At 38.7% G+C, this 16565-nt stretch carries 14 protein-coding genes; all 14 read right to left on the reverse strand.

Translation table 11 applies throughout. The annotated features are described in order from the left end of the window. Nucleotides 1–80: 80 nt before the first annotated feature. Entirely contained in the window at nt 81–1358 is a 1278-nt protein-coding gene (locus ACPDG9_RS11815; RefSeq protein ID WP_430527950.1) for a hypothetical protein, read from the reverse strand. Nucleotides 1359–1368: 10 nt separating this feature from the next. Further along, nucleotides 1369–3588: a type VI secretion system Vgr family protein gene (locus tag ACPDG9_RS11820; RefSeq protein WP_430527951.1), complete on the reverse strand. Its 2220-nt coding sequence runs from the start codon at nt 3586–3588 to the stop codon at nt 1369–1371. 191 nt (nt 3589–3779) lie between these two features. After that, the gene (gene tssD, locus ACPDG9_RS11825) at nt 3780–4187 is read right to left on the reverse strand and encodes a type VI secretion system tube protein TssD (protein WP_430527952.1); all 408 of its coding nucleotides are present in this window, start codon (nt 4185–4187) and stop codon (nt 3780–3782) included. A 202-nt stretch (nt 4188–4389) separates the two neighbouring features. Beyond that, complete coding sequence (locus ACPDG9_RS11830) at nt 4390–5091, reverse strand: hypothetical protein (RefSeq protein WP_430527953.1); 702 nt, start codon at nt 5089–5091, stop codon at nt 4390–4392. Nucleotides 5092–5402: 311 nt separating this feature from the next. Continuing rightward, a complete protein-coding gene (locus ACPDG9_RS11835) occupies nt 5403–6101 on the reverse strand; it encodes a hypothetical protein (protein WP_430527954.1) in 699 nt (232 codons plus the stop codon). A gap of 2 nt (nt 6102–6103) precedes the next feature. Next, nucleotides 6104–6520, reverse strand: coding sequence for a hypothetical protein (locus ACPDG9_RS11840; protein WP_430527955.1), 417 nt, complete (start codon nt 6518–6520; stop codon nt 6104–6106). Continuing rightward, on the reverse strand, nt 6483–6956 hold the full coding sequence (locus tag ACPDG9_RS11845; protein ID WP_430527956.1) for a hypothetical protein: 474 nt from the start codon (nt 6954–6956) through the stop codon (nt 6483–6485). Before ACPDG9_RS11845 ends, ACPDG9_RS11840 begins: the two co-directional genes overlap by 38 nt. 285 nt (nt 6957–7241) lie before the next feature. Then, a complete protein-coding gene (gene ftsZ / locus ACPDG9_RS11850) occupies nt 7242–9290 on the reverse strand; it encodes a cell division protein FtsZ (RefSeq protein WP_430527957.1) in 2049 nt (682 codons plus the stop codon). A gap of 15 nt (nt 9291–9305) precedes the next feature. Next, complete coding sequence (gene ftsA / locus ACPDG9_RS11855; protein WP_430527958.1) at nt 9306–10763, reverse strand: cell division protein FtsA; 1458 nt, start codon at nt 10761–10763, stop codon at nt 9306–9308. Nucleotides 10764–10771: 8 nt separating this feature from the next. Further along, entirely contained in the window at nt 10772–11509 is a 738-nt protein-coding gene (locus ACPDG9_RS11860; RefSeq protein ID WP_430527959.1) for a cell division protein FtsQ/DivIB, read from the reverse strand. 3 nt (nt 11510–11512) lie between these two features. Next, the gene (gene murC / locus ACPDG9_RS11865; RefSeq protein WP_430527960.1) at nt 11513–12862 is read right to left on the reverse strand and encodes a UDP-N-acetylmuramate--L-alanine ligase; all 1350 of its coding nucleotides are present in this window, start codon (nt 12860–12862) and stop codon (nt 11513–11515) included. A gap of 4 nt (nt 12863–12866) precedes the next feature. Continuing rightward, entirely contained in the window at nt 12867–13961 is a 1095-nt protein-coding gene (gene murG, locus ACPDG9_RS11870; RefSeq protein WP_430527961.1) for an undecaprenyldiphospho-muramoylpentapeptide beta-N-acetylglucosaminyltransferase, read from the reverse strand. Between the two features lie 6 nt (nt 13962–13967). After that, nucleotides 13968–15209: an FtsW/RodA/SpoVE family cell cycle protein gene (locus ACPDG9_RS11875; protein ID WP_430527994.1), complete on the reverse strand. Its 1242-nt coding sequence runs from the start codon at nt 15207–15209 to the stop codon at nt 13968–13970. Nucleotides 15210–15232: 23 nt separating this feature from the next. After that, complete coding sequence (gene murD, locus ACPDG9_RS11880; protein WP_430527962.1) at nt 15233–16564, reverse strand: UDP-N-acetylmuramoyl-L-alanine--D-glutamate ligase; 1332 nt, start codon at nt 16562–16564, stop codon at nt 15233–15235. Nucleotide 16565 lies beyond the last annotated feature (1 nt).

Here is a 16565-nt window from a genome sequence, read left to right on the forward strand (position 1 = left end):
GCTTCTTCTAAACTCAAACTTACTGGTTTTGCCTGTAACACATCTGCGCGTACTGCTAACTTTTTATGCTCCATGACCGTTTATTTTCTTTTGTTTTTTGAATGAACGCGAACCACTTCCTGCCAGTCTTCCGACACTGCTTCTTTCATCTCTTTGTCAATAGCCTGTGCTTTAGCACTGTTCTTTCCATATTCTTTGAGCAATAGACTCGCTACATAGGGAATGGTCGACCCTTTAATTTCTTCTCGAGGCAAGAGTTTACTGTATTCCATTGCCTGTTCTAAGTGAAGGATGTAATTCCCTGAGGAGAAAAAACGCTTCTTGAGATACGCCATTTGATGGTGTACTTCGATTAACATAGCATATAGCTTTTGTTCCTCAGCCAAAAGAATCACGCTTTCAAACACTTCTTTGGCTTTGTTTTTCTCTCCATTGCGATATAAAAACGCCCCGTAAAACAAGCCCAACTGCCCTTGTTTAAAAGGATTGAGTTTCAATAGTTGAGCCTCTTTATAACAAGCGTGAGCCAGGTGTTTATCTCTTCGCCCCACGTGAACTTCCGCTAGTAGGATTAGAACCGTCAGTTCCAACTCTTCCTGCTCAAGTCTCTTGGCTAGGCTACGCGCTTTGTCCAAACAACTCAATGCGGGTTTAAGCTCTTTTCTATCCAAGTAAAAATTAGCCTTCACTATCAACTGATTGTACTCTTTCGTCCAACCGCTCTTCTTGCTGCCATCCCCACGCGAAGCTCCTGCTTCCATCAACTTCGGAAGATCAACAGACAAGTCATAACGATGGAAATAGCGATTATCCTCAACCATATGATGGCGGTTGTGATCGGTGACGATCAATTTGAAATTCGCGCTGTCTTTGGCTAATTCACACCATTCTTTGATCCAAAGTTGCAGCGCCTTATTGTCTTTGATTTCTGTCGTTGCCAATTGGATAAAGACAAAGTTATCGGTGTGCTTTGACAGTATATCACAGAGTAACTCCAGGGCATAAAAAGCTTTATAAGCATCCGTTTGATGGGATGTACGGCCTTTGGATTTGCTATACGATATGTAATCCCAAGCTGCTGTAGTGGGGTGCTGCTCTTTCCAAGCCGCATAAAAAAGAGCCCATTCCTCAATCAAACTACTTCCATAGGATTGGGCATCTTCAAAAGGTTGTTGTTGAAATAAATAAAAATCACTCGTTGTTGCTTCTTCGGATAACTGAAATTGAAAGAACCGCTCAAAAAACTTAAGTTCTTCCTTTGTTCCTTGAGGAATGATCAGTGCTTGGGAATTATGGCCTTTAACCTCTTGATAAAACTGCCGCTGCATCTTGACCAACTCCACTTGAAATGCATTCATTTAATTCTATTTAATTTAGCTTTATTTTCCCTCCTAAAATTACCGTCTCAGCTGTTCCTTGAATCCCAACTTTCACACTGCCCATACTGAAAGAAGATTGAGCTACCATACCGATTTCAGTAGAGTTAAGTTCAAACTTCGTTGCCGTTGCTGTAAATCCAGTGGTAGGTGCTGCACCTTCTTGTCCAATACCCAGTACAATTTGCGTACTTCCTAGTACTTCTATATTTTCTCCTGTAGTAGATATATCGATGCCATTGACGGCTATTTTCCCCTCTTTATCCATGTAAAAAGTACTCTTTCCACAAGTCATGCTAATAGTTTCTTTACTCTCAACTGCAATATGTCCATCTCCACTTAGAAACACATAGTTTTGATCTTTGTCCACCACGGTAATTCCACCTCCATCGTTGAGTTCTAAGGTATGCCCACTTTTGCTGCTCAAACTCTTGATGTTGTTTCCTACACCTCCACCGGCGCCAATACCCCCGTGAAAGAGTCCCCCCATCACATAAGGGCGATCGGGATGTTCGCCAATAAAGCCCACCATCACCTGATCCCCCACTTCGGGAATCGCCATAAAACCGCGGTTGCTTCCCACCTTATCGCTACTTCCTGCATCGGGGGTCATCACGCGAATGAATTCCGTATTCTGATCCGTATTCTGCCAATCAAAGCGAACCTGTACGCGTCCTTTATTTTGGGGATCCGTATTGTTGACTACCTCGGCTACTTGTTGTTCAACGGTTGGATTGTGGTACGCCACGCGAGGAATGAAACCCGTTTCCGCATCCACAGCCTCAAAACGCCCTTGGTAATTCCCCAACGTATCCACGGTATGTTCGATACTCGTAATCATCATACGAGTAAAAAAGCTGCTCTGTTTATTCTCAAAGTTGACCATACTCAGCTCTACAATACAACCCGGGTACAAAAAGGGAACTGTCGTTACCCCTGAAGTGGTAAATACGCTCATCCCCACACTGCCAATGACCCCGCGTTGGGCTTGGGTAACATCCTGATTGGTCGAAGCCTTGATCGAGGCTTGTTGTAAAGAAGGGGTAGTAAACAGTTGTTCGGACTTTTTATAAGCGGCCTTGGCTAGTGTACCCTTAGGTTGGAGCTTGGTATCCCCCGCGGCACTGAGCTTCTCATTGTCCAAGCTGTTGTAGCCATATAAGAGGCGATTGACGTGCTGAGCAACCATGCGCACCTGAATTTTTTCTACATCGCGACCGTAAACCAACTGAATCGGCTTCTCTCCATGGGGAAGATCCCCAAAGTGCAAGGTGTCCCCATCGTAAAAAAACTGCTCCCCATAAGCCTCTGCCATACGCGCTAAGAAGTTGTAATGCGTCTCGTTATACTGACTCGTATAAGAGAGATTATAATTTTTAGCCATTTTGATCTTGTAGTTGTACTTACCCCCTTGGGTATAGCCTTCTTCCAACAACTGATTGACTACCGTAGCCAACGGTACAGGACCACTTCCGCCAAAACTCTGAATATGCGGAGCCGCATCCAAGAGAACCGTTGGACTGCTGCCTTTTAATACGATATAACCGCGACTACCATGGGCTTGTTCGAAGCTCACCTCCGTGATCACTCCTACAAAGTCGCGTTCGGGTTTTTCGGTAATATTTTTAAAGTTAATCATCACCAAAATGCGCTTGCCCAAGAGCTCTTGGGCTTGTTCCATATGATGGGTTTCTTTGCCTCCTAGGGCATCGTGACTCAAGGTTAAAACAAATTGGTGATGCCCCTTGATGCTTTGTTTCAGCTCAAAGTGACTAAAATTCTTTATTTCTTTTCCCTCAGCTACAATGGTCAACTTCACCAAGTGATTCACACCAAAAATGGTGTGATTGGCTATGGCCTCGGCATTGCTCACCACAGATTGACCGGTATACAAGGCGCTAGGTTGACTCAAGTTTGCAACAGCAGAAGACGGGGTGTTTGACTTAGCGCTGAAGGCAGTTGCCGCTTGATAAGCCGTTGTGCCATAACTTGCCGCTTGTTGTGCTTTGGCTAGATTTGCCGCTTTTTTTTCTTCTATTCCTTTAACCAACTGCTCCAAATGGCTTAGCCCTTCGGTATGGGCGACCTCCTTGATTCCCGATGCCGCTTGATCCACTAGCGCTTCTTGGAGTTGATCAGATTGAACTCCTTTATTTATTCCGCTACTCACCCCAGTTGGAGTGCCTGCGGCTCCAGTAAATTTCTCTTTCATTGCACTTTTTTAAAAATTAAATAAGGTTTGGCTCCATTCAATCGGATTCCTCTAAAATGTAAAACCCAGAAAAAGTAAATGACACATACAAAACACAAGAGAAAGGAAGTGCACCTTATCTATCGCCTTTGTCCGAATGCCATACTTAATCTGGGTGATACCCGTAGAGGATATGCTCTAGCTCACGTCAATTAAGCACTTGGCCAAGTACCTTGGTAAGCTGAGTTTCCGTAGTCAATTTGCTCTGCACTCACCACAAAAGTGATGTACATACTGTTTGAATTAATCGCATCAAAATCTACATCGTGCTGAATCACGTAACCATTAGACCATTTCAACGTAATTAACGTTCCTTCCTCGTGGGATTTGTTAAACGTTACCTCTCCTGTTGTTGGCTTATACTTCCCGTTTAACAAGCTCTCTAGAATATCCGATTTATCTGTCGCTTCTACTGTAATTGTAATCAATGCATTTGAAGGATCAGAAGCCACACGCCCTGATACATCTACCGTACGAGATACACCGTATTTTAGGTTTAATACTTTTTGAGCGTCGCCGCCGTTGAATTTTAAAACAGCTCTTGAATTGTTCTGTGCCATAACTTTATTTTATTTAATTAATAATGATTCAAACCTATCCCCTATTTATTCAATAATCAAACATTTTTACCACTTTATGGAAAAATAGAGGGATTTCCTTGTAAAAAAAATGTTAAATTATACTATTTTAGTATATATCATAAAAACACCTAACCATAAAAAGTCCTTATCCTACTTATTTTCTACTATTTTTTAAGATCATTTACATCTTTACATCTATAGTGTTCACTTTTTTGACATGATCCACAACTATCCACGCATCATCAGCTATTACTTTAATCGTATACGTAATGCGAATACTTCCGTTACAGGGTTCTTCTTTCTTGTCTATCAACTCTACCCCTCTACTTTCCTCTGCTCTAAACTCGTAGGTATCTATCTTGACCTTTTTTTGGCTCACTACCTTTTCTCGTCTCAGATACATTAAATGTAGAACTTGATTAGGTTCCACTAAGATGGGGTATTTAAAGACATGGAGATCGCTAGAATAGTTTACCCTATAATAGGGTTGCGTACTCCCATTGTATTTCAAGTGTTGTCCACCTCCATCTCCTTGGTTTACAAAAAAAGGCAAGTAGTAATCTCGCCAAAGGTAGACTTGGTATAGATAGCCGAGTTCCGTCTTTTGTTTGGGGTCTGTATATTCTATGATCACAAATTCCCTTCCTGTTGTAGCTCCTTCCCAAGGGGTATCAACAAACTTTTCTTTATTTACAGTACTACTTACTTTTTTCTCACTAAAGATAACAGGCGTACTATCCTTGACTACATAAGGTTGTGTGAAAGCTAATTTGCGTAAAACTTCGTCAGCAGTATACTTAGATTTTACAAGAGAAGGACTCAATTGAGAACAAGCGGATAGAGCAATCAATACAAATCCTAACAAAAGAAGTTTTGGGTTCATCGTTTTTATTTTAATAAAAAATTATAATCGACAATTTACAGGAAACAATAATGTTGGAAAAAAATATTACTAAACAATATCAAATAAAACCGTATAATATTCAACAACAAACAACAATAACACAATTAATAACACGATTCACAGTCTAAAACAGAGATTATCACACTACAAGTTTTCACAACTAGTTGCAAATACAAAACGTTGAAATAGGACAAAAAAAAGCAGTAGCAAACCGTGGTTTGCTACTGCTTTATCGTATCATTTTAAGCGATTACTCTTTTTGGAAAAATCTTATCGTTACAAAAAAGTCTTTACAATGGATTAAGATCATAGCCATCCTGTGTTTTTTCAATAATAATCCAGGCATCGTCTGCAACTACTTTGATCTTGTACGTAATCAAAATAGTATCTCTCCAAGGTTCTTCCGTTCTAGAAACCAATTCTACCCCTCTACTTTCGTTTTCTCGAAAGATATAAGAAGTAACGGTCACCCAATCACTATAATCTACCCACTCACTTTCTAAATACTGAAGTGTTACTATTTGGTTTGGTTCTACTAGAGATGGATTTTTAAAAATTTGTATATCGGTAGAATAGTGTACTCTATAATACGGCTGAGATGTTTCATTGTATTTCAGATTCAATCCCATTCCATCCCCTCGATTAACAAAGAACGGTAGGGTATGATCCTTCCAAAAATATACTTGATACAAATAGCCCCATTCCGTTTGCTGTTCAGGGTCTGCATATTCAACTACAATGAATTCCTTTCCTTCCGTAGCACTATACCAAGGTGAATCAATATGCTCATATCCAGTCAAATCTTTTGTAGTTGATTTTTCCACAAAGGTAACAGGTGTTCGATCAGTAACCGTATACGGTTGAGTAAATTCTAATTTTCGTATAACTTCATCCGCTAAATATTTAGCTTTCACATATATGCTATTCGGCTGAGAAAAAGAGGTAAAATGCATCAATGCAAGTAGAACTAATAGATATATTTTTTTCATAGTTATTTGTTTTGAGGATAATAAATGATAAAATTCGAAGGGTCATCGATCGCATGACCGCCTTTTATGTAAAAATTTCCATCTTCTCCTTTCGTTCCCACATAATCCAATACGATCATAGGTGTATTGTGTCTGTTTGCAAAAGCAATATCAGCAGGAGAACACCCCACTTTTCTAGATAAAAGACTAGATAAATAAGTCATTGGTGTATGTGTATGGAAAGCCGCGATTGAGACTGCAGTTAAAGGAATTACGTTATTTTCATCAGAATTAGAGGACACGCTTCCACTTCCTAAACTAACAGAGCCATTCGTACCTGCTCCACCTTGAATGTATTCACCATATTTGACATTTCCGACATAGAGCTTATCCGTTACTTCATCATAAAAAAATATAGGCTCCTGCTTCTCTTCTTCCATTCTCTTCAGAGGCTGACTGTGTCGCTTCTATAAATATTTCTTCTAAGGTAGCCACTATTAAGGAATCATTTAAAATTTTTTGCACATTTAAATATTGAGGTGAATTTTGATCCACTTGATCCCCATTACTTAAATCAGAACCATTAGAAGAACCTCCTTCATTTGCATTGGAAAGTGTACTCATTGAAGGTAACATTTCTAACCATAAATCACCAATCCCCGTTCCTCCTCCCGCTCCTGGAACGCCAATTAAAATTTCAGGTAACGTTATAGGCGGACCGCCATCATAACAATTACCAAGTTCATCTTCTAAATAACAGAAGGCTGTTGATTGCTTGTAAACACCAGGTTCTCCTTTTTTTTCCTCTACAGAAATCTCATCCTTCGAACAGGACAGAAACAGTAGAATAGGAATAAAATAACAAAAGTTTTTCATTTACATTTGGATTAAATAAATTTAATGACTCAAACAAAATGCCAAAAACTCATATAAAGCAAAAAATAAATAAACATATGCAAACAAAAACGTATATAAAATAAATATTAATCAAAAATAAAAACAACTAACAAGGAAAAGAACGAGTTATTTCGTTTTCTTTTTCTTCTATATTCAAAACTCAAACGTTGAAATAGGACAAAAAAAAAGCAGTAGCAAACCGTGGTTTGCTACTGCTTTATCGTATCATTTTAAGCGATTACTCTTTTCGAAAGGAGCGTTTCGTTAATCTACATTATCATGTAAGAAAGAATTATTTGATCTCAGTTTGGGATCGTTGTTTCCATCTACTCCGAATGAGATTCTAGACTTATTGCTTTCGTCGTTTACTTCGTCTAAATCAACACCTAAACGCTTGTAAGCCGGTTCTTTTTCAAGATCCGAATAATGCGCAGTTGAATTATTGAACTTGTAATTAAAATCTTTCATTTTTCTTCTTCGCTCTGCGGCTCTACTTCTCAAGGTAAATTCTTCGATGCTCATCTCTGTTGGATTCATTTCATCATAATCCTCTGTTGATGCCTCTACCTCAACCTTGTTTACAAATGGAGCTTCTTCTGAACGCACTGAAAATTTAAATTCTTCCGCGATTTCTTCTTTGTGAGAAGTAACAGGTTTAGCTAAAGATAATTCTTCCTCTTTATCCATGTAATCTTCTAAAGAAAAGCGAATAATTTCTTCTTTCTTTGCAGAAGATTGTGTCATCGTTTCCTTAGCATGACTCACTACTTCGGCTGATTCCACTTCAATTGCTGCCCATTCTTCGTTAAAATGGTGTACAATTGGAGCTGTATTTTCTTGTTTTTTTGGTGTAACAATTACAAACTCTGGATCGACTACTTGAATATCGCGAATGTCTTTCTGTTTTAAAGCAGTAGGATCATTTTGTGCTTGTTCATTTGTTCTTTCCTCTGTTTTTGGTGTAACGATTTCGAAGAATACGTCCAAATTTGAAGCTTCTACTGATTTGCGTTCAAATACAACTTCTTCTACTTCCCCAGTTGGTTGTACAGGAGTTGCTAAATCACCAAAATCATCATCTTGATCACCTTCATCATACTCATCTTCTAATGTAAATACTTTACGTGTTTCCACTTCGAAATTCACTTCTTCTTTTTCAATAGCCAATTCACTTGTTTCTGGAGTTGAAACGCGTAATGGTTGGTCTGGAGTAGTGAAACCATAGGAAGATACGCTAGACGCTTGCGTTAAATCGCGCACAACCTTTTGTTCCTCTTCTAGGGTATGAATAATAACTTTCGGTTCTGCTGAATTTACAATACTCTTTTGTTGCTCGTAATTAAATCCCGTAGCAATGATGGTAACAGAGATCGCTTCTCCTAAAGACTCATCTTCACCTACCCCCATAATGATGTTTGCATTATGGCCCGCTTCAGTTTGGATGTGGTCGTTAATTTCACCGATTTCGTCAATTGTAATTTCATTTGTACCCGAAACGATGAGCAACAATACGTTCTTAGCACCGGAAATTTTATTATCGTTAAGCAAGGGAGAATCTAACGCATCAATAATAGCATCTTTTGCTCGATTATCACCTGAAGCTGTACCAGATCCCATAATAGCTGTACCGCTATCAGACAAGACTGTTTTAGCATCTTTCAAGTCAATATTCTGTGTATAATGGTGCGTAATAACTTCAGCGATACCACGGGCAGCAGTTGACAATACTTCATCTGCTTTGGAGAAGCCAGCCTTAAAGCCTAAGTTTCCATATACTTCACGTAATTTATTATTGTTGATAACAATGAGAGAATCCACTTGCTTTCTCAGACGATCAACTCCTTTTAACGCTTGTTCTTGACGTACTTTTCCTTCAAATTGGAAAGGAATGGTAACAATTCCAACCGTTAATATATCTCTTTCTTTTGATAGTTGTGCGATAACAGGAGCAGCACCCGTTCCTGTTCCTCCACCCATACCAGCGGTGATAAACACCATTTTGGTATTGGTATCCAACATTTTTTCAATTTCTTCAATACTCTCTAAAGCAGATTGTTGTCCAACCTCTGGGTTTGCACCTGCACCAAGTCCTTCGGTTAGGTTAACCCCTAACTGAATTTTATTGGGTACTGAACTATTTTCTAAGGCTTGTGAATCCGTATTACAAACGATGAAATCAACACCTTTAATTCCCTGCTTAAACATGTGGTTGATCGCGTTACTTCCTCCGCCACCAACACCTATTACCTTGATAACGTTTGATTGGTTTTTAGGCATATCAAACTTTATTCCTCCGAAATCTGTATTCTCCATATACGTATCGTTTTATTATTCTTGCTTTTCAATAAATTCTTTAATTTTTCTAAAAAAGTTCCCGATGAAACTACTCTCGAAGCGATCTGCCGTACTAGGTTGCACTTCTTTAGGTTCTTCATGAGATGGTGAACGTTGTACTTCAACTCGAGGTTGACTTACTGGTTCAACTGGCTCTTTTTGCGTATTTACTTCTGTTTCTCCTCCAGGAGATCCGTAAACAACTCTTCTTTCTTCTGGTTTAAATTCAACTTTAGCTTCCGCTTTTGTTTCCGTTGCTTTGAGCTCTTCTACAGAAACCGCTCCTTTTTTGCGGTGTTTTTCGCTCTCCATTACCAAACCAACTCCCGTTGCATATAATGGACTAGAAACTTCTAAGCTTGAATCTCCAGCTAAATGCTCATTCGGATACCCTATACGCGTATCTATACCTGTGATATATTCGACTAATTGCTTAATGTGTTTGAGTTCAGATCCTCCTCCTGTTAAAACAATTCCTGCGATCAACTTCTTCTGTGGATTTTCATATCCATAACTTTTTATCTCAGAAAAAACCAATTGCACAATCTCTTCAACACGTGCATTTATTATTTTAGAAAGATTTTTTAAAGAAATTTCTTTCGGTTCTTTTCCTCTTAACCCAGGGATTGAAACAATTTCATTGTCTTTATTTTCTCCTGGCCAAGCAGAACCAAATTTTACTTTTAGAATCTCTGCTTGACGTTCAATAATTGAACATCCTTCTTTGATATCTTCTGTAATGACATTTCCTCCAAAAGGAACTACAGCCGTATGGCGAATAATTCCATCTTTGAAAATGGCTAAATCGGTTGTTCCACCTCCTATATCAATTAAAGCCACTCCGGCTTCTTTTTCTTCTTGACTCAATACTGCTTCTGCAGAAGCAAGAGGTTCTAAGGTTATTCCCGCTAGTTCTAATCCTGCATCTTTGATACAACGTCCTGCGTTCTTAATCAAAGCAGCCTGACCCACTACAACGTGAAACGTAGCCTCTAAACGACTGCCGTACATTCCTACCGGTTCTTTAATCCCAGGCTCTCCGTCAATTTTAAACTCTTGTGGTAAAACATGAATAATTTCCTCTCCAGGTAACATACTTAATTTCTGTACCTGATTGATTAATTGCTCAATATCTTTATCGCCAATAACCTCATCCGGATTAGGACGACTAATATAATCACTGTGCTGTATGCTTCGAATGTGTTGTCCCGCAATACCGACAACTACATTTTTAATCTTGTAACCTGCTTGAGTTTCTGCATCAGCAACCGCATGTTGAATCGATTGAATGGTTTGCGTAATATTATTTACCACCCCTCTTTTCACACCTAAGCTTTTTGCCTTCCCCAAACCTAAGATCTCCAGCTTACCGTATTCATTCTTTTTACCTATCATTGCAACAATCTTTGTTGTCCCAATGTCTAAACCAACAGCTATATTTTCTTTTTCCATACTCAATTTTATTTTGAACACACCACTTGTTGGGTAAATTTCAGATTGATCCTTTTATAACTATCTATTTCAATTTTTTCATTTAATGCATATTGTATAAACGCCTTGTAATTCGTGAGTTTTCGCTCCATTTCATTAAAACTTCCAAATAGAATTTGAAATGTATTCACTCGGCTTTTCAAATAAATCACTTCGCCAGGCTGAATGCTAATTCCCGTTATTTCTTGTTTGAGAAATTCATCAGCATTAATCAACTCCAACATACGCTTCAGCGCTTCTTGTGACTCTCGCTTCACGTTCCCTTCAACTAGAACTACGCGTTCTGCATAATTGTCAGACAGTGGCATTTTAGCACCATTCTCATCCAAATAATACGATTCACTTTCTCCAACTACTCGCCCTATCGCTTTTTTTTGGTTGACTTCTACCTTCAATATTCCATCAATCGTTACATACACTTCCGCCTCTTTGATCAATTTATTTTCCAATACACTTTTTTCCAGTATGTTTAGGTCAATTGTCGTTCGATCTTGAGCCGTAACTGTTCCACTTTGGTGTTTTACAATATCGCTAACATCACTAGAAGTTACAAAATGCCTTTCTTCTCCTTTAAAGAGGATTTCCACCCCCTTTAAATTTCGATGTGTGCTTCTATCATTGCTAAAAGAATATAAAAACAAGGCGACTCCTAGCACCAACAAGATGCGCAAATCAGACCATTTTATTTTCTTCAACAATTTTTTCATTTTTTATTTTTCTTCTAAAGCTAATTTAATATCCTGTACCATTTCTCCAATATCTCCCGCTCCAATAGTCAAGATAATTTCTGCATCCGACTTCTTTAAATGTTCGATTAAATCTTCTTTCGCTACCAGTTGCTTTTCTCTTGAAGTTAATTGCTCCAGCAGTTTTGCTGAAGTAACCCCTTCAATCGGCAATTCGCGTGCGGGATAAATATCCAGCAAAATCACATTGTCGAAAGTAGAAAGCGCTGCTGCAAATTCATCCATAAAATCTCTTGTTCTACTGTACAAATGCGGTTGAAAAACAGCCACTATTTTTTTATCTCCATGCATTTCATGTACCCCTTGACTTGCTGCTTTAATTTCTGTTGGATGGTGTGCATAATCGTCGATATAAACCAAATCATCTCTTCTTATTTTATACGAGAATCTTCGACGTACACCGCGAAAGCTCTTTAATCCTTCCACCAAGATTTGCGTGTCCACTCCGTAATCCCTCGCCATAGCAAAAGCCATTAGCGCATTTGAGAGGTTATGTCTCCCAGGCAAACCAAAGGAAACCTGATGAATCGTCTCTTCAGGAGTTACAATATCAAACACATACCACCCCTTGACTACTTCAATGTTTGCTACACGATAAAGACAGTTCGGTCCAAATCCCACTTGAATACCCGGTAAGCTTACCGCTTCTGTAACAAATAATTTATTTGCATCAGGCAAACGATGAGCAAAATCGGTAAAAGCAACTACCATCTCCTCTGCTGTTCCAAAGATATCCAAGTGATCCGCCTCAGTAGAGGTGATACAAGCTACATTGGGAAACAAACGTAAAAAAGAACGATCAAATTCATCTGCCTCAACTACGGTTATGGTTTTTCCACTTCCGATTAAATTGGTTTGATAATTTTCCACTACTCCCCCTACAAAAGCGGTAACATCAAGTCCCGCTTGAAACAACAAATGTCCGAGGATACTCGTTGTTGTAGTTTTACCATGTGTCCCTGCCACAGCAAAGCAGTAGGTATCTTTGGTAATAATTCCCAACACTTCTGAACGTTTCTTAATTTCAAACGCATTCGCTTTAAAATAATTCCATTCCGAGTGTTCTTGGGGAACAGCAGGAGTAACAACAACCAACGTCGAAGCTACTTCCTTGTAATTTGCACGAATTAAGTTCACGTTATCTTCATAGTGAATCTCAATTCCCGCTGCTTCTAATTCTTGTGTTAATTGCGTCGATACTTTATCATACCCTGCAACTTCTTTTCCAATGAATTTAAAATAACGAGCTAAGGCACTCATTCCAATACCTCCTATTCCTATAAAATATACGCTCTTAATGCTATTTATATCCATTTTTCTACTTCTTCATTAATTCTACGATCTGATCTACTATATCATTCGTTGCTTGGGGCAAAGCTAATTTTCTAAAATTTTGTCCCAGTTCCAACTGTTTTTCTCTATTGTTCAATAAGTCCGTGAATGTTGGTACAAACCTTTCATTCAACTCACTTTCTTTAATCAAAAGTGCCGCATTTTGTTCGGTTATGCTTTTGGCATTTTTGGTTTGATGATCTTCTGCTACATTAGGAGAAGGGATGAATATCACAGCCTTTCCAACTAATGCTAACTCTGATACAGAAGAAGCACCTGCACGAGAAATAATACTATCTCCAGCTGCATAGGCTAAATCCATGCGATCTACAAAGGCGCGAACCTTTACTGTTGTTGATTCGTATTTTTTGTATTCCTCATAGTAGAATTTTCCACATTGCCAAATCACTTGAATTCCCATATCTCTAAACAGTGGCAACTGTTCTTCAATTAATTGGTTTATTCTACGTGCCCCCAAACTTCCACCAAGTACTAACAGCGTTTTTTTCGTTGCATCCAACTCAAAATAAGCCATTGCTTCCTCTCGTTTTGCTACCACTTCGAGTAATCCCTGACGAACAGGGTTACCTGTTTTTATTATTTTATATGCGGGGAAATAACGTTCTAATCCGTCATAGGCCACACAAATTTTATCTACTTCCTTGCCCAATAGTTTATTGGTAATACCCGGAAAAGAATTTTGCTCTTGTATCAGGGTTGGAATCCCCTTTCCTGCTGCTACTTTTACGACAGCACCACTTGCAAATCCCCCAGTTCCAATAACCACATCGGGTTTAAATCTCTTGACAATTTTTCTCGATTTCTTTAAACTGCTTAGAAGCTTAAAGGGAAACATCAAATTGTCTAAGGTTAATTTTCGCTGAATACCAGAGATCCACAATCCTTCAATCGGATAACCTGCTGCGGGTACTCTTTGCATCTCCATCTTCCCTTCTGCTCCGACGAATAAAATATCAGCATCGGGAAACCTCACTTTCAACTCATCAGCAATTGCCAATGCAGGAAAGATATGTCCTCCTGTACCACCCCCACTCAATATAAACTTCGGTTTACGTTCCATTTGCTTTTATTCTTCTGTACTATTTTTTTCTATTCGTTCAAGGTGCAAATCGTGTAACATTTCTTGCTCCATTTGCTCCTCTTCTTTTTTCTTTTGTTCTTCTGCCTGTACTTCTGCTTCTTTTTTAGTCACACTGAGAATTACGGCAATAGCGAAACACGTCATCCAAATGGCAGTTCCACCACTACTCACTAAGGGTAAAGCCTGTCCTGTTGTTGGCAAGAGAGAAACAGCTACCCCCATATTAATTAGGGCTTGAAAGATGAGATAAAATCCCAAACCAGCCACTAATAGTTTTCCAAAGAGCGTGGGTGCTTTATGCACAGCAATGAGGAAGCGATAAAACAACAAGAGATAAATCCCCAAGATGGTAAATCCGCCAAATAATCCCCATTCTTCGACAATGATAGCGAAGATAAAATCCGAAGACGACTGTGGTAAAAAGTTTTTCAATACACTTTTACCAGGTCCTACTCCAAACAATCCTCCATTGGCGATGGCCATTTTTGCATTTTCAACTTGGTACAAATCTCGAGTTCCATCATCTGGACCTGCGAATCGATCTATACGGCTAAGCCAAGTATCCACACGGTTGGGAAATGCCCCTGGAAAAGCTTTGGCAACTAAAATGAATAAAAGCACACAACTTACGCCAATTCCGATGATGGTCATCAAGTATCTGAAGGGGTATTTTCCGATAAATACCAAAACGCAAACCATGCCAAAAATCAGCGCTGCCGTTGAGAAGTTAGCAGGTAAAATCAAACCAATAATGACTAATACGGGAACCCATAATTGCCAAAAAGACGTTTTAAATGTAACTACCTCATCTTTAATACCTGTTAAATATTGCGCGACATACATCAATAAGATGATCGCAGCCGTAGATGAGGGCTGAAACTGCCCCAATAAAGGGATTTTCAACCACCTACTGGCATTCGCTCCTCCAATTGTATTCCCTTTCAGTAAAGTATACAATAAGAGCAGGGCTATAATAGGCATTCCTATAATGGCAATTTTCCGAAAGAGTGCATAATCTCTTTTGTGAAAATACCACATGATGCAAATTCCAATAAATAAATGAACGAAATGTCGAAACAAATAATCGGTTGTCGCCTTTCCTGTTCCGATGGTGTAAACTAGATTCGTACTTGCACTATACACAGGTAAAAAAGAAAGCATGGCCAATAAAATTGCTAATGCCCATATGATCTTATCCCCGTACAATAATGAAAGTAGTTTTTTCATCATCTACTTTAATTTATTTTATATTATAATTTCAATACTTCCTCTTTGAACTGTCGTCCTCTATCTTCATAGCTTGTAAACAAATCAAAACTCGCACAAGCCGGTGAAAGTAAGACCGTGTCTCCTCCTTCAGCTAGAGCTTTGGCTTGGACCACAGCATCTCGCATGGATTGCACTTCAACTAAATCATCAACAACCTTTTCATATGCTGCTTTTATTTTTTGGTTATCAATTCCCAAACAAATAATTGCCTTTACTTTTTCTCGCACTAAAGGCATCAGCTCATCGTAATCGTTTCCTTTGTCCACTCCTCCAACAATCCAAACCGTTGGTGTTTTCATACTCTCTAAAGCAAAAAAAGTAGCATTGACATTTGTCGCTTTCGAATCGTTGATGTATTGAACATTTTCTAGTTTCAGTACCTTCTCTAAGCGATGTTCCACTCCTTGAAAATCGGACAAACTTTCACGTATTACGTTTTTCCTAATTCGCTTTAACTGTGCTATTGTTGTTGCTGCCATAACATTCTTTACGTTGTGCATCCCTTCGAGAGCTACTTCCTTAATAGGTAATACAAATTTTTCATCACTCATATTCACTATAATTTTATCGTCTTCCACATAGGCTCCTTTGTCTACCTTATGTTTGATAGAAAAAGGCAACTTCTGTGCTTTTACCTCATGTTCGCTTAACCATTTCTGAATTTCAACGTCGTCATCATCGTAAATCAAATAGTCTTCTGCTGTTTGATTCATTGTAATTCTAAACTTTGAAGCGATATAATTCTCATACTTATAGTCGTATCGATCTAAATGATCTGGACTAATATTGGTAATGACTGCAATATGGGGTCTGTAGGTTTCTATTCCATCTAATTGAAAACTACTCAACTCCAAAACATAACATTTTGCAGGATCTACCTTTACTTGCTCCGCATAACTCTGACCAATATTTCCACCAAGGCCGACATCGAGTCCTCCTTGTTTCAATAGATGGTAGGTTAACATCGTAGTTGTCGTTTTTCCGTTACTTCCTGTAATAGCCACCGACAACGCATCATTAAAAGGATAAGCAAACTCAATTTCCGAGATTACTTGAATGCCCTTTGCTACAATTTTTTTTACGATTGGCGCCTTATCTGGTATTCCAGGGCTCTTTACAACAAGATCCGCATTTACTATTTTAGCTTCTGTATGTTGTTGTTCTTCCCAATCGATTTCGTTATCTATAAGAACTTTTTTATACTTTTCTTGGATGCTTCCATAATCTGAAACGAAAACATCATATCCTTTTTCAAGCCCCAATAGAGCCGTTCCTACTCCACTTTCTCCTCCTCCTAAAACAACCAGTCTCATG

Origin of the sequence: Myroides sp. C6-3 (assembly GCF_050522425.1) — a bacterium.
GTDB lineage: Bacteria > Bacteroidota > Bacteroidia > Flavobacteriales > Flavobacteriaceae > Flavobacterium.